The sequence below is a fragment of the Lentzea chajnantorensis genome (genome assembly GCF_054300775.1).
The window spans coordinates 7,268,549-7,294,444 of sequence record NZ_JBSDZT010000002.1 but is presented as its reverse complement, the minus strand read 5'-3'; the positions used below and the strand labels follow the sequence as shown (position 1 = coordinate 7,294,444).

General features: G+C 72.2%; 24 protein-coding genes. 15 read left to right on the top strand and 9 right to left on the bottom strand.

Annotation, left to right across the window (positions count from 1 at the left end; all coding sequences use genetic code 11):
- Positions 1-207: 207 nt before the first annotated feature.
- Together ACVDFE_RS34995 and ACVDFE_RS34990 are read left to right on the top strand one after the other, a co-directional pair.
- Complete coding sequence (locus ACVDFE_RS34995; protein ID WP_458433470.1) at positions 208-1,866, top strand: hypothetical protein; 1,659 nt, start codon at positions 208-210, stop codon at positions 1,864-1,866.
- The gene (locus tag ACVDFE_RS34990; protein WP_458433469.1) at positions 1,863-2,261 is read left to right on the top strand and encodes a hypothetical protein; all 399 of its coding nucleotides are present in this window, start codon (positions 1,863-1,865) and stop codon (positions 2,259-2,261) included. The genes ACVDFE_RS34995 and ACVDFE_RS34990 overlap by 4 nt, the downstream gene beginning before the upstream one ends.
- Here ACVDFE_RS34990 and ACVDFE_RS34985 read toward each other — a convergent pair.
- Positions 2,230-2,892 carry a hypothetical protein gene (locus ACVDFE_RS34985; RefSeq protein ID WP_360401735.1) on the bottom strand — a complete coding sequence of 221 codons (663 nt, stop codon included), beginning with the start codon at positions 2,890-2,892 and terminating at the stop codon, positions 2,230-2,232. The genes ACVDFE_RS34990 and ACVDFE_RS34985 overlap by 32 nt on opposite strands.
- Positions 2,893-3,116: 224 nt before the next feature.
- Between ACVDFE_RS34985 and ACVDFE_RS34980 the strand changes: the two genes are divergently transcribed.
- From ACVDFE_RS34980 to ACVDFE_RS34970, 3 genes are read left to right on the top strand one after another with little or no spacing between them, the layout of a single operon-like run.
- Positions 3,117-3,965 carry a helix-turn-helix domain-containing protein gene (locus ACVDFE_RS34980; RefSeq protein WP_360401738.1) on the top strand — a complete coding sequence of 283 codons (849 nt, stop codon included), beginning with the start codon at positions 3,117-3,119 and terminating at the stop codon, positions 3,963-3,965.
- The gene (locus ACVDFE_RS34975) at positions 3,940-4,113 is read left to right on the top strand and encodes a DUF397 domain-containing protein (protein WP_458433468.1); all 174 of its coding nucleotides are present in this window, start codon (positions 3,940-3,942) and stop codon (positions 4,111-4,113) included. The genes ACVDFE_RS34980 and ACVDFE_RS34975 overlap by 26 nt, the downstream gene beginning before the upstream one ends.
- 60 nt (positions 4,114-4,173) lie before the next feature.
- The gene (locus tag ACVDFE_RS34970; protein ID WP_458433467.1) at positions 4,174-5,760 is read left to right on the top strand and encodes a hypothetical protein; all 1,587 of its coding nucleotides are present in this window, start codon (positions 4,174-4,176) and stop codon (positions 5,758-5,760) included.
- Positions 5,761-5,763: 3 nt separating this feature from the next.
- Here ACVDFE_RS34970 and ACVDFE_RS34965 read toward each other — a convergent pair whose 3' ends face one another.
- The 3 genes from ACVDFE_RS34965 to ACVDFE_RS34955 all read right to left on the bottom strand — a co-directional run bounded on the left by ACVDFE_RS34965 (position 5,764) and on the right by ACVDFE_RS34955 (position 9,722).
- On the bottom strand, positions 5,764-6,996 hold the full coding sequence (locus ACVDFE_RS34965; RefSeq protein WP_458433466.1) for a cytochrome P450: 1,233 nt from the start codon (positions 6,994-6,996) through the stop codon (positions 5,764-5,766).
- 90 nt (positions 6,997-7,086) lie between these two features.
- Positions 7,087-8,982 (bottom strand): FtsX-like permease family protein, encoded by a 1,896-nt coding sequence (locus tag ACVDFE_RS34960; protein ID WP_458433465.1) that lies wholly within the window; start codon positions 8,980-8,982, stop codon positions 7,087-7,089.
- Positions 8,976-9,722, bottom strand: a complete 747-nt coding sequence (locus tag ACVDFE_RS34955; RefSeq protein ID WP_458433464.1) for an ABC transporter ATP-binding protein — start codon at positions 9,720-9,722, stop codon at positions 8,976-8,978. Before ACVDFE_RS34955 ends, ACVDFE_RS34960 begins: the two co-directional genes overlap by 7 nt.
- A gap of 85 nt (positions 9,723-9,807) precedes the next feature.
- Between ACVDFE_RS34955 and ACVDFE_RS34950 the strand changes: the two genes are divergently transcribed.
- Together ACVDFE_RS34950 and ACVDFE_RS34945 are read left to right on the top strand one after the other, a co-directional pair.
- Positions 9,808-11,067 (top strand): histidine kinase, encoded by a 1,260-nt coding sequence (locus ACVDFE_RS34950; RefSeq protein ID WP_458433463.1) that lies wholly within the window; start codon positions 9,808-9,810, stop codon positions 11,065-11,067.
- Positions 11,058-11,699, top strand: a complete 642-nt coding sequence (locus ACVDFE_RS34945; protein WP_458434448.1) for a response regulator — start codon at positions 11,058-11,060, stop codon at positions 11,697-11,699. The genes ACVDFE_RS34950 and ACVDFE_RS34945 overlap by 10 nt, the downstream gene beginning before the upstream one ends.
- Here ACVDFE_RS34945 and ACVDFE_RS34940 read toward each other — a convergent pair.
- Positions 11,686-12,426 (bottom strand): DeoR/GlpR family DNA-binding transcription regulator, encoded by a 741-nt coding sequence (locus tag ACVDFE_RS34940; RefSeq protein ID WP_458433462.1) that lies wholly within the window; start codon positions 12,424-12,426, stop codon positions 11,686-11,688. The genes ACVDFE_RS34945 and ACVDFE_RS34940 overlap by 14 nt on opposite strands.
- Positions 12,427-12,474: 48 nt before the next feature.
- On the opposite strand from ACVDFE_RS34940, the gene ACVDFE_RS34935 reads away from it, so the two are divergent.
- Positions 12,475-12,837, top strand: coding sequence for a DUF4406 domain-containing protein (locus ACVDFE_RS34935; protein ID WP_458433461.1), 363 nt, complete (start codon positions 12,475-12,477; stop codon positions 12,835-12,837).
- Between the two features lie 10 nt (positions 12,838-12,847).
- Here the strand turns inward: ACVDFE_RS34935 and ACVDFE_RS34930 are convergent, their stop codons facing one another.
- A complete protein-coding gene (locus ACVDFE_RS34930) occupies positions 12,848-13,438 on the bottom strand; it encodes a phosphoribosylanthranilate isomerase (protein WP_458433460.1) in 591 nt (196 codons plus the stop codon).
- Positions 13,439-13,726: 288 nt separating this feature from the next.
- On the opposite strand from ACVDFE_RS34930, the gene ACVDFE_RS34925 reads away from it, so the two are divergent.
- Positions 13,727-15,418 (top strand): L-aspartate oxidase, encoded by a 1,692-nt coding sequence (locus ACVDFE_RS34925; protein WP_360401765.1) that lies wholly within the window; start codon positions 13,727-13,729, stop codon positions 15,416-15,418.
- Between the two features lie 445 nt (positions 15,419-15,863).
- Positions 15,864-16,487 carry a TetR/AcrR family transcriptional regulator gene (locus ACVDFE_RS34920; protein ID WP_360401768.1) on the top strand — a complete coding sequence of 208 codons (624 nt, stop codon included), beginning with the start codon at positions 15,864-15,866 and terminating at the stop codon, positions 16,485-16,487.
- On the opposite strand, the gene ACVDFE_RS34915 is transcribed toward ACVDFE_RS34920, so the two are convergent.
- Positions 16,471-20,271: a type I polyketide synthase gene (locus ACVDFE_RS34915; protein WP_458433459.1), complete on the bottom strand. Its 3,801-nt coding sequence runs from the start codon at positions 20,269-20,271 to the stop codon at positions 16,471-16,473. The two genes, ACVDFE_RS34920 and ACVDFE_RS34915, sit on opposite strands and share 17 nt — an antisense overlap.
- 241 nt (positions 20,272-20,512) lie before the next feature.
- Between ACVDFE_RS34915 and ACVDFE_RS34910 the strand changes: the two genes are divergently transcribed.
- On the top strand, positions 20,513-21,049 hold the full coding sequence (locus ACVDFE_RS34910; RefSeq protein WP_360401774.1) for a LuxR C-terminal-related transcriptional regulator: 537 nt from the start codon (positions 20,513-20,515) through the stop codon (positions 21,047-21,049).
- The gene (locus tag ACVDFE_RS34905) at positions 21,049-21,969 is read left to right on the top strand and encodes a LysR family transcriptional regulator (RefSeq protein WP_360401792.1); all 921 of its coding nucleotides are present in this window, start codon (positions 21,049-21,051) and stop codon (positions 21,967-21,969) included. Before ACVDFE_RS34910 ends, ACVDFE_RS34905 begins: the two co-directional genes overlap by 1 nt.
- Positions 21,970-22,165: 196 nt before the next feature.
- Here the strand turns inward: ACVDFE_RS34905 and ACVDFE_RS34900 are convergent, their stop codons facing one another.
- A complete protein-coding gene (locus tag ACVDFE_RS34900) occupies positions 22,166-23,017 on the bottom strand; it encodes a class II glutamine amidotransferase (RefSeq protein WP_360401777.1) in 852 nt (283 codons plus the stop codon).
- 119 nt (positions 23,018-23,136) lie between these two features.
- On the opposite strand from ACVDFE_RS34900, the gene ACVDFE_RS34895 reads away from it, so the two are divergent.
- Entirely contained in the window at positions 23,137-23,472 is a 336-nt protein-coding gene (locus ACVDFE_RS34895; protein WP_360401780.1) for a hypothetical protein, read from the top strand.
- A gap of 64 nt (positions 23,473-23,536) precedes the next feature.
- On the opposite strand, the gene ACVDFE_RS34890 is transcribed toward ACVDFE_RS34895, so the two are convergent.
- A complete protein-coding gene (locus ACVDFE_RS34890; RefSeq protein ID WP_458433458.1) occupies positions 23,537-24,088 on the bottom strand; it encodes a GlcG/HbpS family heme-binding protein in 552 nt (183 codons plus the stop codon).
- A gap of 48 nt (positions 24,089-24,136) precedes the next feature.
- On the opposite strand from ACVDFE_RS34890, the gene ACVDFE_RS34885 reads away from it, so the two are divergent.
- Positions 24,137-25,099, top strand: a complete 963-nt coding sequence (locus tag ACVDFE_RS34885; RefSeq protein ID WP_360402168.1) for a sensor histidine kinase — start codon at positions 24,137-24,139, stop codon at positions 25,097-25,099.
- Positions 25,096-25,701, top strand: coding sequence for a response regulator (locus tag ACVDFE_RS34880; protein ID WP_458433457.1), 606 nt, complete (start codon positions 25,096-25,098; stop codon positions 25,699-25,701). The genes ACVDFE_RS34885 and ACVDFE_RS34880 overlap by 4 nt, the downstream gene beginning before the upstream one ends.
- The last annotated feature ends 195 nt before the right edge of the window (positions 25,702-25,896 follow it).

Below are 25,896 nucleotides of genomic sequence, written 5' to 3'. Positions count from 1 at the left end.
GACCCGGCGCGACCGGATTTGCCCAGGGCGTGCGCACGCGTGCTGCCACAGCGGCTACCCTCGGACCGGAGGAGCGTGGCACCGCCTGACCGCGCCGGGAGCCTGGGAACTCCTGTGACGGTGCGGTCGGTGTACCTGGGGTTGGCCCGTTCTCTTCCTTCTGGGGGAAGCGCTGCACAGCGCTCAGGCGAGGAAGTGACGTGGGGGATGTTGTCTCTTGAGCTAGTGCCGTCCGCGGTGCCCGACCTGGTCGACGCCGACCCGGTCCGGACGTGGAGACGGCGGAGGTGGTCGCTGATCGGCGGCGAGGTGCTCACCTCGCTCGGTGCGGCCGGGGTGCTGCTGCTGTGGGCGCGCGGGGTGGAGGTCGACCCGGTGGACCGGGTGGGCCAGGTCAGCGGTCTGGCGGGTCTGCAGCTGGGGTTCGCGGTGATCGCGCTGGCCGTGCTCGTCGCGGTGGTCGTCGCCGCGCGGAAGCGGTACGCGCACGTCGTCGAACGGCTCGCTGCCGCCGCCGCGGCGGGGTTGTTCAGCGCGCTGGTGGCGGGTGCGGTGGTGGTCGCGTTGCGCGGCACCACCTTCGGCCTGTTCGCGGTCTACGGCGACGCGGGCGTGGTGGTCGGGTGGGCGCGGTCGCTGATCGAGACCGGTGGGATGCCGTACACCTACCCACCGGGCTTCATCCACGCGATGGCGTGGTTCAGCGAGCTCACCGGCAGCACGCCCGAGCACGCGCTCAAGGTGCTGCAGATCACCGGGACCGCGCTGTTCGGCCCGGTCGCGTACCTGGCCTGGCGGCTGGTGCTGCGGCCGATGTGGGCGCTGGTGCTGGGCGTGGTGCCGGGCATGGTGCTCATCGAGCCGTACAAGGTCTACGCGAACCTGATGCTCGTCGTGCTGGTGCCGGTGATGTTGTTCCTGCTGCACCGCCTGCGCAGGGCCGACCAGTTCACGTACCGCGCGCTCGTGGTGCGCGGCATCGGGGTCGGCGCCGTGGTCGGTGTGGTGTTCCTCGTCTACTCGGGCTGGTTCGTGTGGTCGGCACCCGGTGCGGTCGTGGCGGCACTGGTGGTGTTCCCGTGGCGCACGGGCCTGTGGCGCGGTCTCACGCTGCTGGCGGTGACGACGGTGACGTTCGTCGCGGTGTCATACCTCCACCTGTCCACCATCCTGTCCTCGTCGAGCGGCATGACGGACCGCTACTTCTACTTCGACGTCCACACCGAACCGACCTACATCGCGATGACCCGCGGCGACATGCCCGGCGCGGAACCGGGTCCGTGGCCGCCGCCCGGTGAGCTGGGCGGCGTGGGCGTGTTCACGATCATCGCGCTCGTCGGTGTGGCCGCGGCGATCGCGGTGGGGCGCAACCGGACCGCCGTGATCCTGCTGACGAGCCTCTTCGCCGGCGCGTGGCTGGTCCGGTTCTACTACGCCTCGACGATGTACGAACGCGACGCCGTGCAGCTCTACCCGCGCAGCACCGCCGAGCTGCTCTACACGATGTTGCTGCTGTGCGGTTTCGCGCTGTACTTCGGCGTGCAACGCCTGGAGGGCCTGCCGAAGCTGCGACCGTGGCTCGGTGCGCGTTCGCTGCGGATCGCCGCGCTGGCGGGGATGTTCGTGCTGATCGCGATGGCCGGGGCGTCGATCGGCGACCGCTACATGCCGCGTTCGGACCACTCGCTGGGCATGCTCGCGCTGGCCTCGCACCTGACACGGCAACCGGATGGGACGTGTCCGGCGTACACGCGGACGCTCCGCGTGGACTGCGCCGACAACGACGACGAGTACTGGAGCCTGTTGCCGGGCTTGGCGCGGGACGCGCCACGGCCGGGCCTGCTGCCGCACCGGACCGGCGGATGAGCAGGGTCGTCGCGGTGGTGGCCGCGGTGCTCGCGGTCGCCATCGGCCTGGCCGACCGGTTCGCCGAACCGGTCGCCGTGCCGTTCGGGCAGGACCCGGGGTGGCTGCTGCCGCTGCTCGACGAGCTGCGGCTCTGCACCCGGTACGAGCTGGTCGCCGTGGTGGTCGTCGCGGCGGTGGTGGCCGGGTGGCGGCGGGACGCCGTCGTGCTGGCCGGGTGCGCGGGGCTGCTCGTGTTCCTGTGGCTGGACCACCCCGCGGAGCAGGGGACGGCGTTCCTCACCCAGGACGACTACGACTCCCTGCGCGTGTACAACTACAACGGGTTCATCGCGGCCGGTGTGCTGGTGGCGGCCGCGGTGGTCAGCGGTTGCCGACGAGCGAGTCCAAGGTAGCCGTGCCGTTCTGCTCGCAGCGGTGCCCGGACTCGCGCAGCACCTCGGGGTTCTTCGCGTCGTCCTCCTTGCCCGCGTCCTTGAACAGCTTCGTCAGGATCGCGAGCTGCTGGTCGGCACCGGCGAACAGGAACTCGTTGCACGTCGACCGCGCGTTCAGCGGCCCGTCGGACGGCCCGGAGGCACCGCCCGCGAAGTACAGGCCGCCGACGACCAGGGTCATGATCAGCAGACCGAGCGCGAGTCCGCCCTTGCCCGGCGGTTTCTCCTGCACCAGCCACGCCTCGACCGCCTCGATGAACGGCGCGGACGCGGTGAGCTGCTTGTCGATCCAGAACTCCCAGTCGACCTCCACCTGGTCGTCGGCCACCTCGAACTGGGCGTGGTCGGCCGCGAACAGCGCGCTCACCACCAGCTCGCGCGGGTACGACCACGACTGGAACGGGTCTGGCCGCACCACCACCAGGCGGTCGGGCAGCAGCAGGACGACGTCACGCGCGCCGCGCGCGAGACGTTGGGTGTGTCCTGATCCGATGACGGCGCCCGCGAGCCAGGCCAGCACCTGGCCGCGTTCGGGTTCGTCAAGGGCGTCAACGGCGATCTCGAACAGGCCGTCGAGGTCCGGCTCCATGGGCACCACTTTCGGCAGCGGGGGACGCCTGGCTATCGTTCGGCGACCGAGCCGGAGTTACCCGTGAAGGCCCAAGTTCGTCCGAATGGCGCTGTCGTGACGATGGCCACGTGACGCTGCGGTCACGGCCGTTCGCAGCCGGTCCACCGCACAACATCGGCCGCTGATCATTTTCACCCGAATGAGCCGGTACGTGCTCTTCGAGCAACCCCTAGCGTCAGCCTATGGCCACCACCACACCATCCACGGCGTACAGCCGCGACCTGGGCGACGAGCTGCGCCGGTTGCGGGAGACCTCCACGAACCTGAGCGGCGCCGCGCTCGCCGTCCGGCTCGGCTGGGACCCCAGCAAGGTGTCCACCATCGAGCACGGCAAGTACCGCGCCAGCGAGATCGACCTCGTGCAGTACCTGACGATGTGCGGCAAGGACGTCGACTTCTTCGAGGACTTCAAACGGCGCTACCGAACCGCGTTCGACGAGTACGTCGTGCAGGTCTCCGACAACATGCGCACGCTCGCGCTGGCGGAAACGACAGCCACGACGATCACCAGCTACGACATGCGGTCAGTGCCCGGACTCGTCCAGACGCCGGAGTACGCCGACGGGCTGTACCGGATGACCGGGTTCGTCCCGGAGGAGCGGATTCCGGCCCTGGTGCAGGTGCGGACGGACCGCCAGTCGTTGCTGCGGCGACACGATCGGCCGACTTGCTTGTTCTACATCCATGAGCATGCGCTGGAATTGCAGGTGGGGAACGGTCAGGTCATGGAGGAGCAGTACCTCCAGCTGCTGTTCGCCGTGCGAATGATCAGGATCGTGCCGGCCGGTGCGGCGGTGACGTCGTCGGGGTGCGTGCTGTGGGAGTACGACAAGGCCATGCCGGTCGCGTTCACCGAGACGGATCTGGCGAAGGTGTTCGTGCAGGACCCGGCGGCGATCGTGCGCACCCGGTTGCTGTTCGACCGTTTGGCTGAGGTCGCCTTGGATGAGGAACAATCGCGGAGCAAGCTGGCGGAGTACGTCGGCCGACCGCGAGGGGACTTCGATGACCGAGGAACGCCGTTGGCGTAAGAGCAGCTACAGCGACGGTACCGAGGATGGCAACTGCGTCGAGGTCGCGCTGTCCGGCGACGCCCTCGTGCGCGACTCGAAGAACCCGGGGGGCGCCGTCCTGACGTTCGCTCCCGGCGCGTGGAAGAACTTTCTCGAAACTCGTTGAACCGTTCCCCGTCTCACCACGTGTCATCGCCGTCACCAGGTGAGCAGGGGGAGCGGTTCGATGGCACGCGACGACGAGAAGACGGTCCTGTTCGGCCAGACGGCCGGCCCGACGGTGATGCTGCCGCGTCAGGGCGCACAGCTCGTGCGCCTGCCGCGGCGCACCGCCCCGATGCGCGTCGACGTCGCGGGCGGCGGCCCGGTCGGGCTGGCGTTCGCGTGCTCGCTGAAGACGATGCTCGGCGACCAGGTCTCGCTGCGCGTGCACGACCGCCGCTGGAAGCGCCACGCGGGCCGCGTCGTGTGGAAGGACGCCTCCGACGGCAACAACCGCCGCGAGCAGGTCGTGACGCTGCAGAGCAACGTCTGGGCCGCCCTGCCCGCCGAGGTGCGGCAGCGGTTGTTCGCCGACGGCCGCTTCTCCGAGATGTGGCCGCTCGGCCCCGACTCACCCGCGTCGAAGGGCCGTCCGCGCAACATCAAGATCCGCTGGATCGAGGACGCGCTGCTGGACCTGGCCCAGGACCTCGGCATCGAGCTGCTGCCGCAGGCCTACACCGTTCCCTCGAAGTGGGACGGCCTGCACGTGCTCGCCATCGCCGACGGCGCCCGTTCCGCGACCCGCGAGGCCCTGAAGCCGCACTTCGGCACGCCGTCACGCGAACTGTTCAGTGTGGACGGTTCGCCGCTGGACGAGCGCGTGCTGGGCATCCGCGTGGTGTCGTCGAAGGTGCCCGACGAGCACACCGTGCCGTTGACGGTGGCGCAGAACCGGTTCCTGTTCAACTCGATGGGCGGCGGCTTCATCAACATGCGCCTCACCGCGGAGGAGGCCTCGGAGATCGTCGCGCTGGGCGCCAACGGCCCCATCGCGTGCATCGGCAGGTTCGGCTGCACGATGCGCCCCGAGGGCGGTCGCTTCGTGTGCGACCGGCACCGCTCGGTGTTCAAGCCGTCCGTGGACAAGCTCTCCTACCTGTGGCCCCGGATTCTTGACGGCCTGCGGTTCTTCGGCGCCGGCGTGGCCGACGTCGTGGGCATCACGTCGTTCACCCTGGGCATGCAGCAGATGTCGAAGTTCACCGCGCAGCTCTCGCCGTCCACGTACGGCTTCCTGCTCGGCGACGCCGCCAACTCCCTGCACTTCTGGCCCGGCCGCGGCCTCAACACGGGCCTGAAGAGCGCCCAGTCGCTCGCGGTGAACCTGTTCCAGCGCTGGAAGGGCCGCGGTTTCCGCGCCGCCGACTTCGCCCAGCACGAGGGGATCATGCAGCAGCTCCAGTACCGCGAGAAGTCCCGCGCCTGGACCACGATGCTGATGCCCGACGCCGACGGCGTGCCGCGCGGCATCGAGGACCGCATCCGCGACGGCCTGACCGGCCCGTTCGACCGCGAGCCGCTGGTCGCCGAACTCTTCCAGCGCGTCAAGGACGTCAAGGCGCGCATGGGCGACCGGATGGGCTCGCTGGCCTCCGACGAGTGGTACCTGGGGCGCATCCAGGCGCTCGACGTGCGGACGTTGAAGGTGATGGTCGAGTCGGGGGCGTGGATCACGCGGGAGATCGGCGGGGACGAGGTCGTGGTGCCGGCCGCGGTGCCCGCCGAGCCGGTGGCCGGGGTGCGCCCCGGTCTGTCCCTGGTCTCGTGACGCTCAGCCCAGGCTGACCGGCAGTCGTTCGAACCCGCGCAGGATGCGCGTCGGTCGCCGACCGGCGCCCTGCTCCAGCCGCAGCCCCGGGAACCGCCGGAACATCGCCCGCAGCCCGATCTCGCCCTCCATCCGCGCGAGCGCCGCCCCGAGGCAGTAGTGGCGGCCCGCTCCGAACGACACGTGGTCGCGCGCGTTGGCGCGGGTCACGTCGAAGGTGTGCGGGTCGGTGAACACGTCCGGGTCGCGGTTCGCACCGGCCAGCACGGTCGCGACGAGCTGCCCGCGGCGGACCGGCACGCCGAGGACCTCGGTGTCCTTCACGCAGGTCCGGCCGGTCAGCAGCACCGGCGGGTCGTGGCGCAGCACCTCGTCGACGGTGTTCGCCCACAGCTCCGGCCGCGCGCGCAGCACCTCCAGCTGCCCGGGGTGCCTGGCCAGCAGCGAGATGCCGTTGCCGAGCAGGTTCACCGTCGTCTCGAACCCCGCCGCCAGCACCAGGCCCGCCGTGGACTTGAGCTCGCGTTCGGTGAGGCCCACGCCGTCGTCGCTCGCGGTGACCAGGCGGCTGAGCAGGTCGGTGCCGGGCCTGGCGCGCAGGGCGTCGATGTGGCGGCTGAGCCAGGCGTCGAACTCGGCCAGCGTCGTCTCGACGTCGCGGAACACCCGCCACGACAGGCCCAGGTCGAGGCTCGGTGCCGCGGAGGCGCCGAACGCCAGCACCCTCGCGCGGTCTTCCTGCGGCACGCCGAGGATCTCGGAGATCACCGTGACCGGCAGCAGGCCGCAGTAGGTCTGGATCAGGTCCACCGGGTCACTCGGGTCGAGGCCGTCGAGGAGCTGGTCCGCGATCTCCTGCGTGCGGTGCCGCAGCTGCTCGACCGCGCGCACGGTGAACACGCGCGTGACGAGCTTGCGGTAGCGGGTGTGCGCGGGCGGCTCGGTGACCAGCAACGACGGCGGCTGCACCGGGTGCAGCACGTCGGTGGCCGCCCAGTCCGCGATCCTGCCCAGCACACCGTTGCCGTAACGGGGGCGGCTGGCCTGGAAGGCGTCACTGCCCAGCACCTCGCGCACGGCGGCGTGGCTGGTCGTGACGTGTCCGATGCCGGTGGGCGCCAAGGGGCCGTGTGCCCTGATCTCGTCGAACAACCCCGTGAGGTCGTTGCCGTTGTTCGCCTCGACCGTGATGCGGCCCTGGAGGTCGCCCTTGCGCGCGGCCAGGCGCAACGCCACCCTCGGCACGCCGTGGTTCAAGCCCCAGCGGATGACCGTTTTGATGGTCGCCTCCTTCGCACGGGAACGACGCCCAGGGTAGGCGCTGGTTCACGAGGTTGAGGAGACCTTCCAGGTCGTGAGCGCGCAAGCGACCGCGGTGACCACCAGCGCGCCCGCCGAGAGCACGCCGAACAACCCCCACGGCACGGCCACGACGCCACCCGTCCCACCGGCCACCCCGATCAACGCCCCCGCCGCCACCAGGGCACCGAGCAGCAGACCGACCACGGTGACCACGGTCGACTCGATCAACGCGGCCGTGGTGACCTGCCGGCGGGTGAGGCCGGACAGGCGCAGGACCGCGAACTCGGCGCGGCGTTCGGCACCGGCGATGACCACGGCGTTGACGGCGGCGATGGCCGCGTACAGACCGGACAGTCCCATGAGGACGGCCATGATGACGAGGTTGCCGCTCTGCTGGGCCTTCGCGGCGGCGCCGGCCCACTCGGCGACGGTGCGGACGGTGCCGAGGTCCCCGGCGGCGATGGCGGAGCGGACGGTGGCGGGGTCGGTGCCGGGGGTGAGGCGCAGGAACGTCTGCGTGGGGGAGGTGGCGAGCAGGTCCGCCGGGATTGCGTCGCGGGAGACCAGGAACTCCTCGCCCAGCGCCAGGGTCTCCGGCAGGCGTGCGACGAAGCGAAGGGTGGTCTCCTGGCCGTTGTGCCGCAGGGTGACCGTCTCACCGACCAGTCGGTCGCCCCACACCGCGGAACCGCCGGCGACCGTCGGGCCGGTCAGTGCGGCGAGGTCGCCGGAGCGGGGCTGGGCCACGTGGGTCTCCAGGTAGGTCACCGGGTCGACGGCGAACACGAGGTCGTCGTAGGTCTGCGGGCGGGGCGGGTCGTCGGGGGACTCGGCGCTCAGGGCCGTGATCGACACCGGGAGGAGGGTCTGCGGGGCGGCCACGGCGACGCCGGGGAGTGCGGCGAGGCGGGCGGACTGGGCGCCGGTCGAGTCGACGACCAGGTCGGCGCGGACGGACCGCTCCTGTTCGACGCCGGTGAGCTTCGCCAGCGACCCGAGGGAACCGTCGATGCCCAGGACCAGCGCGACGAGGACGATCAGCGGTGCGGCGGTCGAGGCGCTGCGGCGGACGCCGTCGCGCAGGTTCGCCCGTGCCAGCTCGGCGAGAGTGCTTCCGGGAAGGATGAACAGCCGGCCCACCAGGGGCACCAGCAGCGGGCTCAGCCTGCTCAGGGCGACTGAGCCGGTCATCGAGATCAGCAACGACATTCCGAGCGCCACCAGCAGGTCGCCGGAGCGGGTCAGCGCGATGAACCCGGCCGTGGCGGCAGCGCACAGCAGGCCGGTGACCCACCTTCCCGGCGTCATCACCCGTGCTGCGGAACCGGTGTCGCGCAAGGCGTCGAGCGGCTGGACCCGCGCGGCGCCGCGGGACGCCGACAGCACGCCGAGGACCGCCACGCCCACGCCGATCGGCACCGACGCGCCCAGCACCCACGGGCCGAACGGCGCCTCGAAGCCGTCGGGCAGGAAGCCGAAGCCGTGCAGCACGGCCGACTGCGCCAGCGTGGCGGGGAACGCGAGGACGACGCCGACCAGCGTGCCGAAGACGCCGAGGAACAACGCCTCGCACAGCAGCAGGCGGCGCAGCTGACGCCGGTTCGCTCCCAGCACGCTCAGCAGTGCGAGGTCGCGGCTGCGCTGGGCGACGGTGAACGCGAACGTCGACCCGACGATGAACACCGCGAGGAACGCGGCGAGCGGCACGGTCATCCCGAGCAGCGTGGCGGCGCCGACGTACCCCTCGTTGATCCGCAGCGCCTCCTCCTCGGTGACGCCCGGCGGCACCCAGCCGCGCCCGGTGGCGGCCATGACCAGCAGGGCCGCCTGCACGAGCGCGACGCCCAGCGCCACGGTCAGCACGGCGCCGACGAACAACGGCCAGCGTTCGCGCAACGTGCTCAGCGACAGGGTCAGCACGACTCCTCCAGGCGCGCCAGGCGTTCCGCCACCGCGTGGGTGGTGGGCCGGTCGAGCCGGTCGACCACCCGGCCGTCGGAGAGGAAGACGACCGAGTCGGCCGAGGCCGCGGCGGCGGGGTCGTGGGTGACCATGATGATCGTCTGACCGGCGGTGACGAGGTCCTTCAGCAGGCCCAGCACCGTGCGCGCGGACCGCGAGTCCAGTGCGCCGGTGGGTTCGTCGGCGAACAGCACGGCCGGGCGGGTGATCATCGCGCGGGCGATGGCGACGCGCTGCTGCTGACCGCCGGACAGCTCGCGCGGGCGGTGGTGCTGCCGGTCGGCGAGACCGACCCGGCCCAGCGCCTCCGCGATGTCCTGTGTGGACGCACGGGAGCCGGCGAGCTTCAACGGCAGCGCCACGTTCTGCGCGGCCGTCAGCGAGGCGACCAGGTTGAAGTGCTGGAAGACGAAGCCGATCGACCGGCGCCGCAACGTCGTCAGGTACGCCTCCGGTGCCCTGGTGATGTCGGCGCCGGTCAGCAGCACCTGGCCGGTCGTCACGCGGTCCAGGCCGGTGGCGCAGTGCAGCAGCGTCGACTTGCCCGACCCGGACGGCCCCATGACCGCCGTCCAGGTGCCGGACGGGAAGCCGAGGCTGACCCCGTCGAGCGCGCGCACCGTGGCGGACTTGGCCCCGTACTGCTTGGTCACCGCGCGCAGCTCGACCGCGAACGGTGTGGTTCCCCCGTAGCTCACGGTGACAGAGCCAACCGTGCGGGGCCGGGTCCCTGCACTACGTCCAGCGCCCGGATCGAGGTAGGGCTGGGCCTACCCTGGACGCATGGGGGAGGGCGCGCCGGTGACGGTGCTCGACGCGGTGACCGGCCGCGGGTTCCTGCTGGGCGGCTGGCCGTGGCGGTCGCTGTGGTACCTGGTCACGAACCTGCCGGTGGCGTTGGTCGCGGGCGCACCGCTCGCGCTCGTCGTGCTGCTGTGGCAACCGATCGCGACCAAGGGGCCGAGTCCCGCCGCGGTGTTGTCGGCGGCGCTCGGCGTGCTGGCCGCGACCGTTGTCCCGGTGCTGGCGACGCAGCTCGCGAAGGTGGAACGGGCGCGGGTGCGGCTCGTCGACACCAGGCCGATCACGACCGGCGACCGCGCGGCGGGCCTGCACCGCTACGGCGAGGCGGCGATGTGGCGGGAGGTCGCCCACACGTGCCTGCTGGCGACGGTCGTGCCGGTGGTGTCCTCGGCCTTCTTCGTGCTGTTCCTGCTGGTGGTGGCGTTCGCGCTGATGCCGGCCCTGGTCGTGGACGGGCCGGTGGCCGTGCTGTTCTGGGAGGTCGGCACGGCCGCGGAGGCGTGGGCGTGCACCGCGGTCGGGCTGGCCGGGCTGGTGGCGCTCACCTACCTCGCGGCCGGGATCACCGGTGTGCAGGCCCAGCTGGCGCGGGAGCTGCTCGGCGGTCGCGGCGACCTGCGTGCCGAGCTGGTCGAGGTGTCGGCCTCGCGGGCACGGCTGGTCGACGCGTTCGAGGCCGAGCGGCGCCGCATCGAACGCGACCTGCACGACGGCGCGCAGCAGCGGCTGGTCAGCCTCACGATCCAGCTCGGGCTGGCCCGCGTCGACCTGCCGGGCAACGAGAACGTCGCGGCGGCGCACGAGCAGGCCAAGGAGCTGATGGCGGAGCTGCGCGAGCTCATCCGCGACATCCACCCGCAGGTGCTCACCGACCACGGCCTGGCAGCCGCGCTGGACGACCTCGCCGACCGGATGCCGCTGCCCGTCACCGTCAGCGCGGACCTCACCCGCCTGCCCGCAGCCGTCGAGTCGGCGGCGTACTTCGTGGTGTCCGAAGCGCTCACGAACGTGGCCAAGCACGCGCAGGCGACCGAGGCGCAAGTCCAGGCACGGCAGGAGGGGTCCGCGCTCGTCGTCGAGGTCGTCGACAACGGGCACGGCGGTGCCGACCCGGCCGGCGGCACCGGTCTGACCGGGCTGGCCGACCGGGTCGCGGTGGTGGGCGGGAGAATGCTGCTGTCCAGCCCGACCGGTGGCCCGACCCGACTGCGCGTGGAGATCCCGTGCCGATCCGAGTAGTCCTCGCCGAGGACGGCGTGCTGCTGCGCGAAGGGCTCACCGGTCTGCTGGGCCGGTTCGGGTTCGAGGTGGTGGCGGCGGTCGGGGACGCGGAGGCGCTGCGGGCCGCCGTGACCGAGCACGGCCCGGACCTGGTGCTGACCGACATCCGCATGCCGCCGGACTTCACCGACGAGGGACTGCGGGCCGCGCTCGCGTTGCGCCGCGACCACCCCGGGCTGCCGGTCGTGGTGCTCAGCCAGTACGTCGAGCACCGGCACGCCGCCGACCTCATCGACAGCGGCGACCGCGTCGGCTACCTGCTCAAGGACCGGGTGGCCGACGTCGAGGAGTTCGTCGCGAAGCTGCGGCACGTCGTCGCGGGCGGCACGGTCATCGACCCCGAGGTGGTGCGCGGACTCGTCCGGCGCTCCCCGCTCGCGGCGCTGTCCGCCCGCGAGACCGAGGTGCTCGGGCTGCTCGCCGAAGGGCACTCCAACGCCGCCATCGCCCGCCGGCTCACGTTGTCGGACGCCGGGGTGGGCAAGCACGTCGGCAACATCCTCGCGAAGCTCGGCCTGCCGCCGGACGACGACGTCAACCGGCGGGTCATGGCCGTGCTGACCTACCTGCGCACCGTCAGGAGCGGATGACCGGCACGGGCAGGGCGCGCACGACGTCGTCGTCCGCGTCGGTGACGACCCCGGCGACCTCCTCCAGCGGCAGCACCGAGAACCGCGACGCCGCACCGATCTTCTCCGCGCTCGCCAGCACGTAGGTGTCCGCCGCCCGGTGGGCCAGCGCGCGTTTCATCGCCGCCTCGTCCGCGTCCCCGGTCGTCAGCCCTGCCTCCGGGTGCACACCGGTGACGCCCAGCAGGAACAGGTCGGCGTGCACGCCCTGGGCGGCCTCCACCGCGGCGGCGCCGCACGCGACCATCGAATGCTTGAACAGCCGGCCACCGATCACGTAGACGTCCACGTTCTCGTGGTGCTCCAACGCACTCGCGACCGTCGGGCTGTGCGTGACGACCGTGGCGCGCAAGTCCGACGGCAACGCCCGCACGACGGCCAGTGCGGTCGTGCCACCGTCGATGATCACGGTGCTGCCCGGTTCGACCAGCGCCGCTGCCGCCGCGGCGACCCGCTGCTTGCCGGGCACCGACACCTCCTGCCGCGCGGTGTAGTCGGCGACCGCGGGCGAGGCGGGCAACGCGCCGCCGTAGACGCGCTGGCACAGCCCGGCCGCCGCGAGGTCGCGCAGGTCGCGGCGGATCGTGTCCTCGGACAGGCCGACCTCCGCGGCGAGTTCCTTGGCGACGATCCGGCCGTCGGTGCGCAGGCGTTCGAGCAGCAGGTCACGGCGTTGAGCGGCAAGCATGCACGTTTCTCCTTGTTTTTGCCGAGTCTTGCACATTATGGTCGGGGCATGCTGATCCTGATCGCCGGCCCCTACCGCTCCGGCACCGGGGACGATCCGGACCTGATGGCGCGCAACCTCGAACGCCTGGAGGAGGCCGCGTGGCCGATCTTCCGCAGCGGCCACGTGCCGATGATCGGTGAATGGGTGGCGCTGCCGGTGCTGCGCGGCGCGGGCGGCAGCTCCCCGGCCGATCCGGTGGCCGAGGGGATCATGTACCCGACGGCGCAGCGCCTGCTCGAGAAGTGCGACGCGGTGCTGCGGCTGCCCGGTGCGTCGACCGGCGCCGACCAGGACGTGCGGATCGCCCGGGAACGCGGTCTGCCGGTCTACCACCGGGTCGAGGACATCCCCGGCTACCGCGCGGCCTGACGCGCCGCGTTCAGGCGCGGGCGGCGGCGACGAACTCGCGCATGCGGCCGTGGTCCTTGACCCCGCGGCTGGACTCGATGCCGCTCGACACGTCCACACCCCACGGCCGTGCCACCGCGACCGCGTCGGCGACGGTCTCCGGCGACAGGCCGCCCGCCAGCACCCAGGTGCCCTCCGGGCGGCGGTCCGCGAGGCGGGTGACGTCCCACTGCTCGCCGGAGCCCGCGACCGGGGAGTCGATCAGCAGCAGCTGCTCGCCGAACGCGCCGGTGCGCACGTCCGTGTCCGGGCCCAGTGCGGTCGCCCGCACGAGCGTGAACGGGTGGCCGCTCAGCTCGTCGAACGACTCCTTCGGGTAGTCGCCGTGCAGCTGCAACGCGCGCACGCCGGTCCGCAGAGCCAGCTCACCCGCCTCGCCGGCGGGGATGCCGCGCACGACGGCCACGGTCAGCACGTGGTCCGGCACCGCGGCCACCAGACGGCGGGCCAGGTCCACGTCGATGCGGCGGGGGCTGGCGGTCAGCACGAACCCGACCGCGTCGGCCCCCGTCGCGACCGCGACGTCGACATCGGCTTCGGTGCGCAGACCACAGAGCTTCACGAACACACCCCAATCCTATGCTCTCGCCCCCTGTTGCTCAGGCATCTGCAAGTACCACCAACTCACCCCGCCACCGGCCGGACCACGAACGGCCGGCGGCGCTGTTGGCAGTGGAGAAGTGCCTGTTGATGTTGAGTTGGCGAGCTGCTCAGGGCGGCACACGTGACGCGGCTCGCGGTGTCGCGCGGCTAACAGTCACAAGCGCATGCGCTGTCCGGTCCTGGTTAATGGAACCAACGGGCAACGGAGGCCGTGATGACAGAAAAGCAAGTCGCCACATCGGTGTTGGTGATCGGAACCGGGGGCGCGGGGCTGCGCGCCGCCATCGAGCTCGCCGAACGCGGCGTGGACGTGACGGTCGTCGGGAAGCGGCCGAAGTCCGACGCGCACACCGCGCTCGCCGCGGGCGGCATCAACGCGGCGCTCGGCACGATGGACGAGGCCGACACCTGGCAGCAGCACGCAGCGGACACCGTCAAGGAGAGCTACCTGCTCGCCAACCCGGAGATCGTCCGGGTCGTCGCCGAACAGGCCCCGCGCGGCATCGCCGACCTGGAACGCTGGGGCATGCCGTTCGCGCGCGAGGACGACGGGCGCATCTCGCAGCGGTTCTTCGGCGCGCACACGTTCCGGCGCACGTCGTTCGCCGGCGACTACACCGGGCTGGAGATCCAGCGCACGCTCGTCAACCGGGCCGCGCAGCTGGGCGTCCCCGTCCTCGACTCGTGTTACGTCACCCGCATCCTGGTGCGGGACAACGTGGTCTTCGGCGCCTACGGGTTCGACCTGACCGACGGCACGCGGTACGTCTTCCACGCCGACGTCGTGATCCTCGCCGCCGGTGGCCACACCCGCATCTGGCGGCGCACGTCGTCGCGCCGTGACGAGAACACCGGCGACTCGTTCCGGCTGGCCGTGCTCGCCGGCGGCCGCATCCGCGACCCCGAGCTCGTGCAGTTCCACCCGTCCGGCCTGCTGGAACCGGAGAACGCGGCCGGCACGCTGGTGTCCGAGGCGGCGCGCGGCGAGGGCGGAATCCTCACGAACGCGCTGGGCGAGCGGTTCATGGACCGCTACGACCCGGCCCGGAGGGAACTGTCCACCCGCGACCGGGTGGCGCTCGCCGCGTACACGGAGATCAAGGAGGGCCGCGGCACCCCGAACGGCGGTGTGTGGCTCGACGTGTCCCACCTGCCGCGCGAGCAGATCATGCGGCGCCTCCCGCGCGTCTACCAGACGTTGCTGGAGCTGCAGATGAAGGACATCACCCGCGAACCGGTCGAGATCGCGCCGACCGCCCACTACTCCATGGGCGGGGTGTGGGTGTCGCCGTCGGACCACTCGACCGGTGTGGACGGCCTGTTCGCCATCGGTGAGGCGTCGAGCGGTCTGCACGGCGCGAACCGGCTGGGTGGCAACTCGCTCATCGAGCTGCTGGTCTACGGCCGGATCGTCGGCGAGGCCGCCGCCGAGTACTCGGCTTCCCTGACGGCACAACACCGTTCGCACGCCGCACTGGCCGAGGCACGGGCCGAGGTGGACGCGCTGCTGGCCGCCGACGGCCCGGAGAACGTCCGCGCGTTGCAACGGTCGCTGCGCAACACGATGACCGAGCACGCGGGCGTGGTGCGCGACGAAGCCGGGCTGCGCAAGGGGTTGGCGGAGCTCGACGAGCTGGAGGCGCGCATCGAGCAGGTCGGCGTGCACCCGGACCTCGCCGGCCACCAGGACCTGGCGCACGCGTTCGACCTCAAGGCCTCGGCGCTGGCGGCCCGCGCGACCCTGGAGTGCGCGCTGGAACGCCGGGAGACCCGCGGCTGCCACAACCGGTCCGACCACCCGGAGCTCGACCCCGCGTTGCAGGTCAACCTGGTGTGGTCGGGGCCGGGACGGGTGGAGCGGGAGGAGATCCCGCCGGTGCCCGAGGAGATCGCGGCGCTGATGCGCGAGGTCGACACGGCGGGCAAGCTGGTGGAGTGATCGCCACCGGGCGGGAGCGGGGGCTCTCGCCCGGTCCGGGCACGGCCACCTCGACGGCGAAAAGTGTGAAGAGGACGAAGAGGCTCGTTCCAGCGAGCACGGAACCGGTGGACGACCCCGAGACCCGTTCCACCGCGAGAGGCGCGACGGCCCTGGCGGGACACCGCCCCTGGCGCTCACGGCGGTGCGCGTGATCTTCTGCGTTCACCTGGTCGCCGAGCACAGGTGACCGGGAAAGGCGCCGGACGTGGTGGCAACACACTCCTGGCGGTGCGTACGTTGGGCGGCATTGCGACACTCGCGGTACCGGCATCCACCACTGGAGCACGCATTCGTAGCAGAGTGTGATCGCACCATCGGGCGGTACTTCCGGGCGCGGCGTACCGCTAGCCTGTACTGCGGTACACACTTAGACGGGGGTTCACGTATGGCGGGGACGCGACGCGTGGCCGAGCCCGCGGAGCCGACTCAGGCCGTCGGGAGGCGTGAGCGGCACAAGCGGGCCATGTACGAGCGGCTGTACACGGCGGCGCTCGACCTGTTCACCGAGCAGGGCTACGACGAGACCTCGATCGAGGACATCACCGAACGGGCCGATGTCGCGCGGGGCACCTTCTTCAACTACTTCGAGAAGAAGGAGGAGGTCATCGCCGCGTGGGGCACGCGGCGCAGGGAGACGCTGCGGGCGGAGCTCGGTGCCATCGCGGGCGGCGGCAACGACGTGCTGTCCTCGCTGGAGAACTGCATGCGCGCGCTCGCGCGGATCAACAAGCTGGAGTGGCGCACCACGCAGGTCATGCTCGCGGCCTGGGTGCGGTGCGGCCACCCCATCTTCGAGGAGCCGTACGCGACGCCGTTGTTCGCCGAGATCGTCAGCGCCGGCAAGGACGCGGGTGACGTGGGGGACCACGTCGACCCGATCCTCGTCGGCAACATGCTGCGGGACGTCTACCTGGGCACGCTCTACCGGTACGTCGGCCGCGGCAAGCAGCCGACGACGCTGGCGAACGAGCTCGTCACGACCCTGCGGGTGCTGATGCACGGCGTGCTGGTCAGGCCGGACCGCTAGCCAGCAGGCGGTCGGCGAGCGCGCCCACCTCCTCCGGCCCCAGCAGCAGGGCGGCGGGCACGGTCCGCCCGAACGCCTTCTTCAGGCGTGCGGCGAGCTGCGCGGCCATCAGGGAGTCGAGGCCCAGGTCGCGCAACGCCCGCCGGGTGTCCACCCGGTCCGGTGTCGTGCCCAGCACCGCCGCCACGTGCTCCAGCACCGCGTCCACCGTCTGCCCGGCCGGTTCGTCCGCGACGGCGGGGACGGCGGGGACGGCCGGGACGGCGGGGACGGTGGCGGCGACCGGGACCGGTTCCCGGGCCGGCTCGGGTCGCGGCCGCCGGGTGCGGGCCGTGCGCAGCAGGCCCGCCACACCGTTCACCAGCCCCGCGAACGGCCCGGCGGTGCCGGTGCGCACGGTGACGCCGCTCAGCTCGGCGAAGCACTCGTGCTCGGCGTCGAACAACCGCACGTCGACGACCGGCTTGCCGCGCCGCTTGCGGGCGACCGCCCAGAACTCGCCGCTCGCCCGGCCGGTGACCCGCACCCGTTCGACGCCCAGCGGCACGACCGCGGTGCCCAGTGCCAGCAGCACGGCCTGCATGCCGGTCTCCAGCACCACCGGCCCCGCCGCCGTTCCCGGCGTGAACCTGGCGACCGCCGCGTCCTGCCCGCGCCACGCCTGCCGCAGCGTGCGGAACGGCCCCTCGAACTCGTACCCCTGCCGGGCGGCGAGGTCGCGGAAGTCGCTGTCGCGCACGTACTCCCGGCACCGCGCCAGCGCCCAGTCCAGCCCGGACGAGGCGACCGCGCCCCCGCGTTCCACCTCACCGCTCACGCACCGCACGCCCTCGTCGGTGTGCACGGTGAACGCCCGCACGCCACCGCGTTCCGGCCGCACCGTGACCGTCAGGGACGGCAGCGCGTCGGGATCGACCGTGCACAGCTCGTGGAAGCGGATGTTGCGCAACGTGTGCGTGGTGCCGGTGCCGCGCACGACCGACAGCACGGCCTCGAACAGCACGGCCGCCGGCAGCGGTGTGAGACCGCGGAACCGCAGGCCCCGCAACGCCTCCGCCACGCCGAGGGAGGCCACGTCGACCTCGCGGACGACCTCGGTGTCGGCGGTGAACGACTCGAACCAGTAGTCCTGGTGCTGCCACGGGTAGGCGGGCAGCGGCACGCACCGGCCGTCGCCCTGGCGGCTCGCCCAGTCGACCGGCACGCCCGCGACGTGCAGCGCGCCCAGCGCCGCCGTGACCGCGCGCAGCTCGGGCTCGTCGCGCAGCAGCGTCGGCACGCCCGTGCCGGTCCAGCCCGCCGCCTCCCCGATCTCCGCGACGGCGGTCAGCAGCACCGGGTGCGGGCTGACCTCCAGCACCACGGCGGTGCGGGCGTCGGCGAGCACCCGGCGCACGGTGTCGTTGAGCCGCACCGTGCGCCGCACGTTGTCCGCCCAGTACGCGGCGTCGAGCTCGCGCCTGCCGTGCTCCACGGTGGACCGGAAGTCGACCTGCGGTGCGTTCGGGCGCAGGTCCTCCAGCTGCTCGCGCAGCGCCGTCGCGACCTTGTCCATCAACGGCGAATGCGACGCCACGTCGACGTCGCGCACCGGCCGGCAGGCGATGCCGAACGCGTCCAGGTCCTCCGCCACACCCGCCATCAACTCCGCGGGCCCGGCCAGCACGCACGTGCCGGGCGAGTTGTCCGCCGCCACGCACACCTCGCCGCGGTACCGGTCGACCAGGCCCTCCGCGCGTTCGGCTGACAGCTCGGCCCACAGCATCGCGCCGCTGCCCGCGGTCTCCTGCATCGCCGCGCTGCGCCGGCAGATCACCGCCGCCGCGGCGCGCACCGTGAGCGCGCCGGACACCTGGGCCGCGGCCACCTCGCCCATGCTGTGCCCCACCACGACGTCCGGTTCGACGCCCCACGACCGCCAGTGCGCTGCCAGCGCCACCTGCACCGCCCACAGCACGGGTTGCAGCACCGACAGCGCCTCCGGCCACGGCGCGTCGCCGAGCAGCACGTCCACGACCGACCAGCCGGCCTCCTCGCGCACGGCCGCGTCGCACTCCAGCAGCGCCTCCCGGAACGCGGGGGAGACCGCGTGCAGCTCCCGGCCCATGCCGCGCCACTGCGACCCCTGGCCGGGGAACAGGAACACGACCTTCGGCCGGTCGGCCGCCCGGCCCGCCACCGCGCCCTTCGCCTCGGCGCCCGCGAGGAACGCCCGCAGCCCGGCCAGCAGCTCGGCGGTGCTCACGCCGGAGACCGCGAGCCGGTGCTCGTGGTGGTCGCGCCGCACGGACGCGGTGTGGCAGACGTCCCGCACCGCGTCGGTCTCCCGCAGGTGCGCCAGGTGCGCCTGCGCGGACTCGCGCAACGCGGCCCCGCTCTTCGCGGACAGCGTGAGCACGCGGGGACGGCCGTCGGGTTCCGCCGCGGGCTCCCCCGGCGGTGGCGAGGTCAGCACCGCGTGCACGTTGGTGCCGGAGATGCCGAAGGAGCTGACGCCGACCACCGGGTGCTCGGCGGTCAGCGGCTGGTTGCGGGTGACGACCCGCATCGGGGCACCGGTGAGCTGCTCGGCCTGCACCTGCGCGTGCAGCGAGGCGGGCACGGTCCGGTGCTCGGCGACCAGCACGGCCTTGATCAGCCCGGCGATGCCCGCGGTGGCCTCGGTGTGGCCGATGTTGCTCTTCACCGACCCCAGCAGCAGCGGGTGCTCCCTGCCGGTGCCCGCGACCTCGGCCAGCGCCGTCAGCTCGACCCGGTCGCCGACGCTCGTGCCGGTGCCGTGCGCCTCGATGTAGTCCACAGTGGACGGATCGAGGCCGGCGTCGCGGTACGCCGCCTGGAGCATCTCGACCTGACCGCGCACCGCCGGTTGCAGCAGCAGGCCGCTGCCCCTGCCGTCGTTGCTGATCGCGCTCCCGAGCAGCAGGGCACGCACCCGGTCGCCGTGCTCGACGGCGTCGGCGTGGCGTTCCAGCACGACCGCGCCGACGCCCTCGCTGCGCACGAAGCCGTTCGCGTTCACCGACCCGAACTTGCACCGGCCGTCGGGTGCGAGCATCGCGGCCTGCGAGTAGGCGATCGCGTCGTCGGGCAGCAGGATCACGTTGACCCCGGCCGCGACCGCGAGGTCGCACTCGCCCGCGAGCAGCGCCTGCCGGGCGTTGTGCACGGCCACCAGCGAGGACGAGCAGGCCGTGTCGACCGTGATCGACGGCCCGCGCAGGTCCAGCGCGTAGGACAGCCGGCCGGACGTCACCGCGCGCAGCTCACCGCCGGCCGCGTGGCGCACGTCGTGGTTGCCGGCACTGCGGCTGGCCTTGCCGTACTCGGCGGTCGCCTGCCCGACGAAGACGCCGACCCGGCGCCCGGCGAGCCCGGACGGCCGGATTCCGGCGTCCTCCAGGGCCTCCCAGGCGACCTCCAGCAGCAGGCGTTGCTGCGGGTCCATGGCGCGGGCCTCGCGCGGGGAGATGCCGAAGAACTCCGCGTCGAAACCGCGGACATCTGCGAGGAACCCGCCGTGGCGCGAGATCGTCCTACCCGGAGCGGGTTCCGGTGAGTAGTGGTCGTCGACGTCGAACCGGTCGCGCGGGATCTCGGTGATCGCGTCGGTGTTGCCGAGCAGCAGGTCCCAGAAGGCACCGACCGACCCGGCGCCGGGTAAGCGGCAGGCCATCCCGGCGACGGCGACCGCGCGGTCCCGTGCAGGGGCACCCGCCGATCCGGTCCGAGCACCGGGTCCGGTAGTGGTTCCCGAGGTGCTGGAGGCGTTGCGGCGTGTCAAGTTTCCCCCGAGTTGGGTTCAAAGTGGTTCCCAGTACAACTATGTACCCGGAGTCAAGTTTAGCCGCTGCGTCGCGCCTCCTGGTAGTGAAAGTACGCAATTGCCGGTGTACTCGGGCAATGCGGTGAAGCTCGGTCTCGCAGGATGGAACCGGGGCACCTACACTCAAACTAGGTCTTGCGTTCAAGTTTGTACTGACGTACTCACTGGTGCGGTCAACGCTTCGGCAGGGGGGATCGGCATGGCGCGCTTTGTCGTCGAGATGGTGTTCGGGCCGGAACACGAGCGGTTAGCCGGCGTTCGGCCCGCTCACCGGCGGTACTGGGAAGAGCTGGCGGGGCGCGGGGTCCTGCTGGGGGGCGGCCCGTACGCCGACGAGTCCGGTGGGTTGCTGCTGTGCGAGGCCGAGGACGACGTCACTGTCCGCCGTTTGGTGGCCGCCGATCCGTACGTTCGCGGAAAGTTGTTGCGCGGTATCAGGATTCGTGAATGGCGCGGGTTCCTCGACGGCCTTCCCGGTCCGTCCGGAAAGGAGGCGGAGCCGCAGCAATCGGGAATTCCTATGGCTTCCCGCCCATCCGGATCCTCGATGGGGAGCCGCGCGCTGACAGCGCACGAGCAGCGCATCGCCACGCTCATCGTGGACGGCCGGACCAACCGTGAGATCGCTTCCAGGTTCCGGGTGTCGGTCCGCGCGGTGGAGCTGCACATCACGAGCATCTACCGCAAGCTCGGGATCCACCGCAGGGCCCAGCTAGCCGGCGCGCTGGCCGCGTGATGGCAGACCTGGACGTCCGCAAGCTGCGGATGCTGCGCGAACTCGACGAGCGGGGCACCGTCGCCGCGGTGGCCCAGGCGTTGCACCTCACGCCGTCGGCCGTGTCCCAGCAGCTCGTGTCGCTGTCGAAGGAGGCGGGGGTCCGGCTGGTCGAGCCCGCGGGCCGCCGGGTGCGCCTCACCGACGCCGCCCGCGTGCTGCTCAGGCGCGCCAACGAGATCTTCGCCGAGCTGGAACGGGTGCAGGCCGACCTCGCGGCCTACTCGGAGGGCTCGGTGGCCGAGGTGCGGGTCGCGGGGTTCGCGGCCACGTTGTCCGGGCTCGTGCTGCCCGCGGTGCGCGAGCTGCGCGACACCCTGCCCGGGGTGGTGGTGCGGCTGGTGGAGTCCGATCCGCCGCACTCGTTCGACCAGCTGGTGCGCGGGGACGTCGACGTCGTGCTGAGCGTGGAGTCCAAGGAGAGCCCGGCGGCGACCGACCGGCGGTTCCACCGGCTCGCGCTGTTCGCCGAGCGGTTCGACGTGGCGCTGCCGGTGGGCCACCCGCTGGCGGACGCGCCGGTGGTGCGGCTGGCGGACCTGTCCGGCGAGGCGTGGATCTTCCCCACCCCCGGCACGTGCCGCGACATCTCGTTCGCCGCGTGCGTCACCGCCGGGTTCACGCCGGAGATCGTGCACGAGATCGCCGACTGGGACACGACGCTGGGTGCGGTGGGACTCGGGCTGGGCCTCGCTCTGGTGCCCCGGCTGATCACCGCTGCACCGCCCGAGGACGTGGTGATCAGGGTGCTCGACGCGGAACAACCCACCCGGCACGTGTTCGCGGCCGTGCGACGGGGAAGTGAAGAAGCACCGCACCTCGCGGCGGTGCTCAGGGCACTCGGTGCGGCGGCGGCGCTCGCGACCGTGCAGCGCTGCTGATCGTTCGTTCGAGAACAGGAGGAACGGTGGTCGTATGACCGTGCGATCGAGGAACAGGGATTTCTGATCGGGTGACCGGCGGGCCCGGCGGTGACACGTGCGCTCACCGCTGGGCCGGCGGTGGTGGGACGGCAGGACGTCTGTGCGCGCAGCCGTTGTCGCGTGACTGACGGTCTCGGCGCGGTCCTGCTCCGGCTCAGCCGCGCGGCACCAGCGCCGAGGCCTCCGGCCGGAACGGGAAGAACTCCTCCACCCCGGCCCGGACGACGACGCACGTCGACTCCGGCACCTCCAGCCACGCCCCGCGCAGGTCGCCCAGCGGTTCGGACACGATCAGCCGCGACCCGTCCGCGAGGTCGTGCAACGCCGGGTTGTCCGGGTACTGGTCGCGCAACGTCGACAGGTCCGCGCTGTGGAAGAGGCTGCGCGACCTGCCGCGGCTGGAGTAGCGGAACGCCCACGTGGTCGTGCCGTCCGTGGTCGCGACCGTCATCTGGACCGGGAACTCGACCCCGTTGCGGTGGCCGACGTCCTCGACGAACGCCACCATCCGCGCCACCGCGCCCGTCGGGTCCTGCTCCAGGCCGAACCCGACGGCCAGGTAGAACATGACCTCCGAGTCCGTCGACCCCTCGATCAGCGGGTACAGCTCCGGCGTCACGGCCAGCGCGAGCTCGCGGCGCACCAGCGGGAACTTCGCGATGAGCCCGTTGTGCATCCACAGCCAGTTCTTGTACCGGAACGGGTGACAGTTCGTGCGCTGCACCGCGGCCCCCGTCGACGCCCGGACGTGCGCGAACACCCGGTCCGCGGTGATCTGCGCCGCCAGCTCGCGCAGGTTGCGGTCGTTCCACGCCGGCTCGGTGCTGAGGAACAGCCCCGGCGTGCCGGTGACCGCGCCGTACCAGCCGATGCCGAACCCGTCGCCGTTCACCGCCGTCGCGCCGAGCCGGGCGTGCTTGCTCTGCATGACGAGCGAGTTCTCCGGCCGGTAGAGGATGTCCTCCAGCAACACCGGTGAACCGGAGTAGGCGAGCCACCGGCACATGTCGACCTCCTGTCGTTCCGCCGCACATGGGACCACGGCGCCGGGTGCCGGTGCGAGGTTTGCCCCGGCGTGCCCGCGTCGGGCACGATGGTTTTCGGCCCCCGACCAAAGGTGCGTACGTGACGCCTCCTCACCTGCCCTCCCGCGGGCACTTCGAGACGGTCGAGACGATGGCGCCCTTCGAGCCCGTCGCCCAGCTCCCGCCGCTCGCCCCGCTGGACCAGCGCGAGGACCGCACCGAGCCCGCCGGCCACATCGCCGTCATCGGCCCGATCGCCGCCGTGGTGCTGGCGCTGACGATCTGCACGCTGGTCCTCGACCACCCCGGTGCCCGCGCCGTGGCCGCCGTGCTGGCCACGCTCGGGCTCATCACCGCCGTCGTGGTGCTGCTGATGGCGAAGCGGCCGGAACCGGGGCGGCACGTGGCCCGCCACGCACGGGAACACCAGGACTGACCGGGCCGCTCGGCACGGCACGCGCCGGGACTGGCGGCCCCGCCAGCACCCCTGACGCCCCCTGTCAGCGCAGCGTCGCAAGTCCCGCCCGTGCGAACTTCTCGTCCAGGTCACCGCTGGGCGCCCCGCCGACCCCGATGCCCGCGACCGGCGTGCCGTCCACGGCCACCGGCACCCCGCCGCCCAGGAACAGCGTCCCCGGGATGTCCCGCAGCGTCGCGCCCTGCCCGGTCACGCGACCGGCGAGCTCCGAGGTCGGCGCGCCGAACGACACCGCGGTGAACGCCTTGCGCCGCGCTGACTCCTCGGTCTGCGGGCCGGCACCGTCGCCCGCGAGCAGCACGACCAGGTCGCCGCCGCGGTCGACGACGGCGACCGTGACCCGCTGGTTCTCCTTCTCGGCCGCGTCGAGGGTGGCCTGGGCGGCGCGGACGGCGGCGTCGATGGTCAGCACCTTCTCGGTGCGGGTCGTGGTGCGCTGGTCGGCGGCCGCGTAGCCGCCGCCGACGGTCAGCACGACGAGGGTGGCGACTGCGATCTTCTTGATGTCCATGTGCTCCACGATCGCGAACGGGAGCAGCGGGAACCTGGTGGTGACGGTTGAACCGGCGTTCAACCCATCGGTTGACCCGCGCACCGGCACCGCTCGCCTACAGTCGCCGACGTGTGGCTGCACCGGGCGATGCACGCGGGCTTCTACGTGCTGTTGACGGCGTCGGCGGCGCGGTACGCGACGTACCACGGCGCCGGCGTGCTGGTGCTCGGCCTGACCGCGGCGCTGGGGCTCGCGTACCCGGCGGGGGTGCGGTGGACGCGGGCGTTGCCGGTCGTGCTCGCGGTGTGGCTGGTGCTCGTGTGGGTCGCGCCGAGCTTCGGGTGGTGCGCGATCCCGCTGTTCTTCCAGTGCCTGCGGCAGCTGCGGCCGCGGGTCGCGCTGCCGATCGCGGGCGTGCTGACGTGCGCGGTGGTGCTGGCGCAGATCCGGCTGGCGGCGGCGTTCGACCTCAGCCTCGTGCTCGGGCCGATCGGGGTGGCGGTGCTGACGGCGGCGGTGTTCTTCGACCGGGCGCGGCTGCTGCGCGAGGCGGGGGCGCTGCAGGAACGCCAGCGGGTCGCCCGCGAGATCCACGACACGCTGGCGCAGGGGTTCTCCAGCATCACCCTGCTGCTGGAGCTGGGAGAGCACGACCGCGCGGCCACCGTCGCCAGGGACAGCCTCGCCGAGGCGCGCCGGTTCGTCCGCGACCTCGCGCCGATCCGCGGCACGCTGGTCGACGCGCTGCACCGGCTGTGCCCGCACGTCGAGGTCGACGGTGAGCCGTACCCGTTGAGCGTGCAGACCGAGGTGGCGCTGCTGCGGGTCGCGCAGGGTGCCGTGGCCAACGCCGCCGAGCACGCCCGTGCCGCGCGGGTGGCGATCACGCTGTCGTACCTGGGGGACGCGGTGACGCTGGACGTGGTGGACGACGGCCGCGGGTTCGACCCGGCCGCGGTCGTGCCGGTGGAGGGCCGCGGCTACGGCCTGGCCTCGATCCGCGGGCGCATCACCGAGCTGGGTGGCACGGTGTCCGTGGAGAGCGCGCCGGGGGAGGGAACCGCCGTGGCCGTGACGGTGCCGACGCCGTGAGGGTGCTGGTGGTCGACGACCACCCGGTGGTCCGGTTCGGACTGGTCGGACTGCTGTCGCGCGACTTCGAGGTGGTGGAGGCACCGACCGGTGAACGTGCCGTCGAGCTCGCGTCCACTGTGGAGGTCGTGCTGATGGACCTCCAGCTGGGCAAGGGCATCGACGGTGTCGAGGCCACCACGAGGATTCGCGCGCTGCCGTCGCCGCCGCAGGTCGTGGTGCTCACGACCTACGACTCGGACGCCGACATCGTGCGCGCTGTTGAGGCCGGCGCGATCGGCTACCTGCTCAAGGACTGCGCGCCAGAGGACCTCGCCGCCGCCGTGCGCACCGCGGCGAGCGGCCAGACCGTGCTGTCGCCCGACATCGCGCAACGGCTGCTGAGCCAGGTCCGCCGTCCGGCGCCGAAGCTCAGCCGCCGTGAGGTGCAGATCCTGGAGCACCTGGCCAAGGGCCTGTCGAACCGGGAGATCGCCAGGGCGTTGTTCATCAGCGAGGCCACCGTGAAGACCCACCTGGTGCGGATCTTCGACAAGCTCGGCGTGGAGACGCGCACGGCGGCCGTGACGACCGCCGTGGAACGCAAACTGATCCGCCTCTAGCCTCCACCCCTGTTTGCCCAGGCATCTGCAAGTACCACCAACTCATGATCAAATCGCCGCTGACTACCACCAACCTGTTCGCCGCTGACCGAACCTGGCCTGGGCACCGCAGAGGGCGGAGGCGCTGTTGGTAGTGAGCCTTTTCCAACCTGTTTTAGCGGGTCGGGGCGCTGTCGCGAAAGCGCTGCGCGTCGT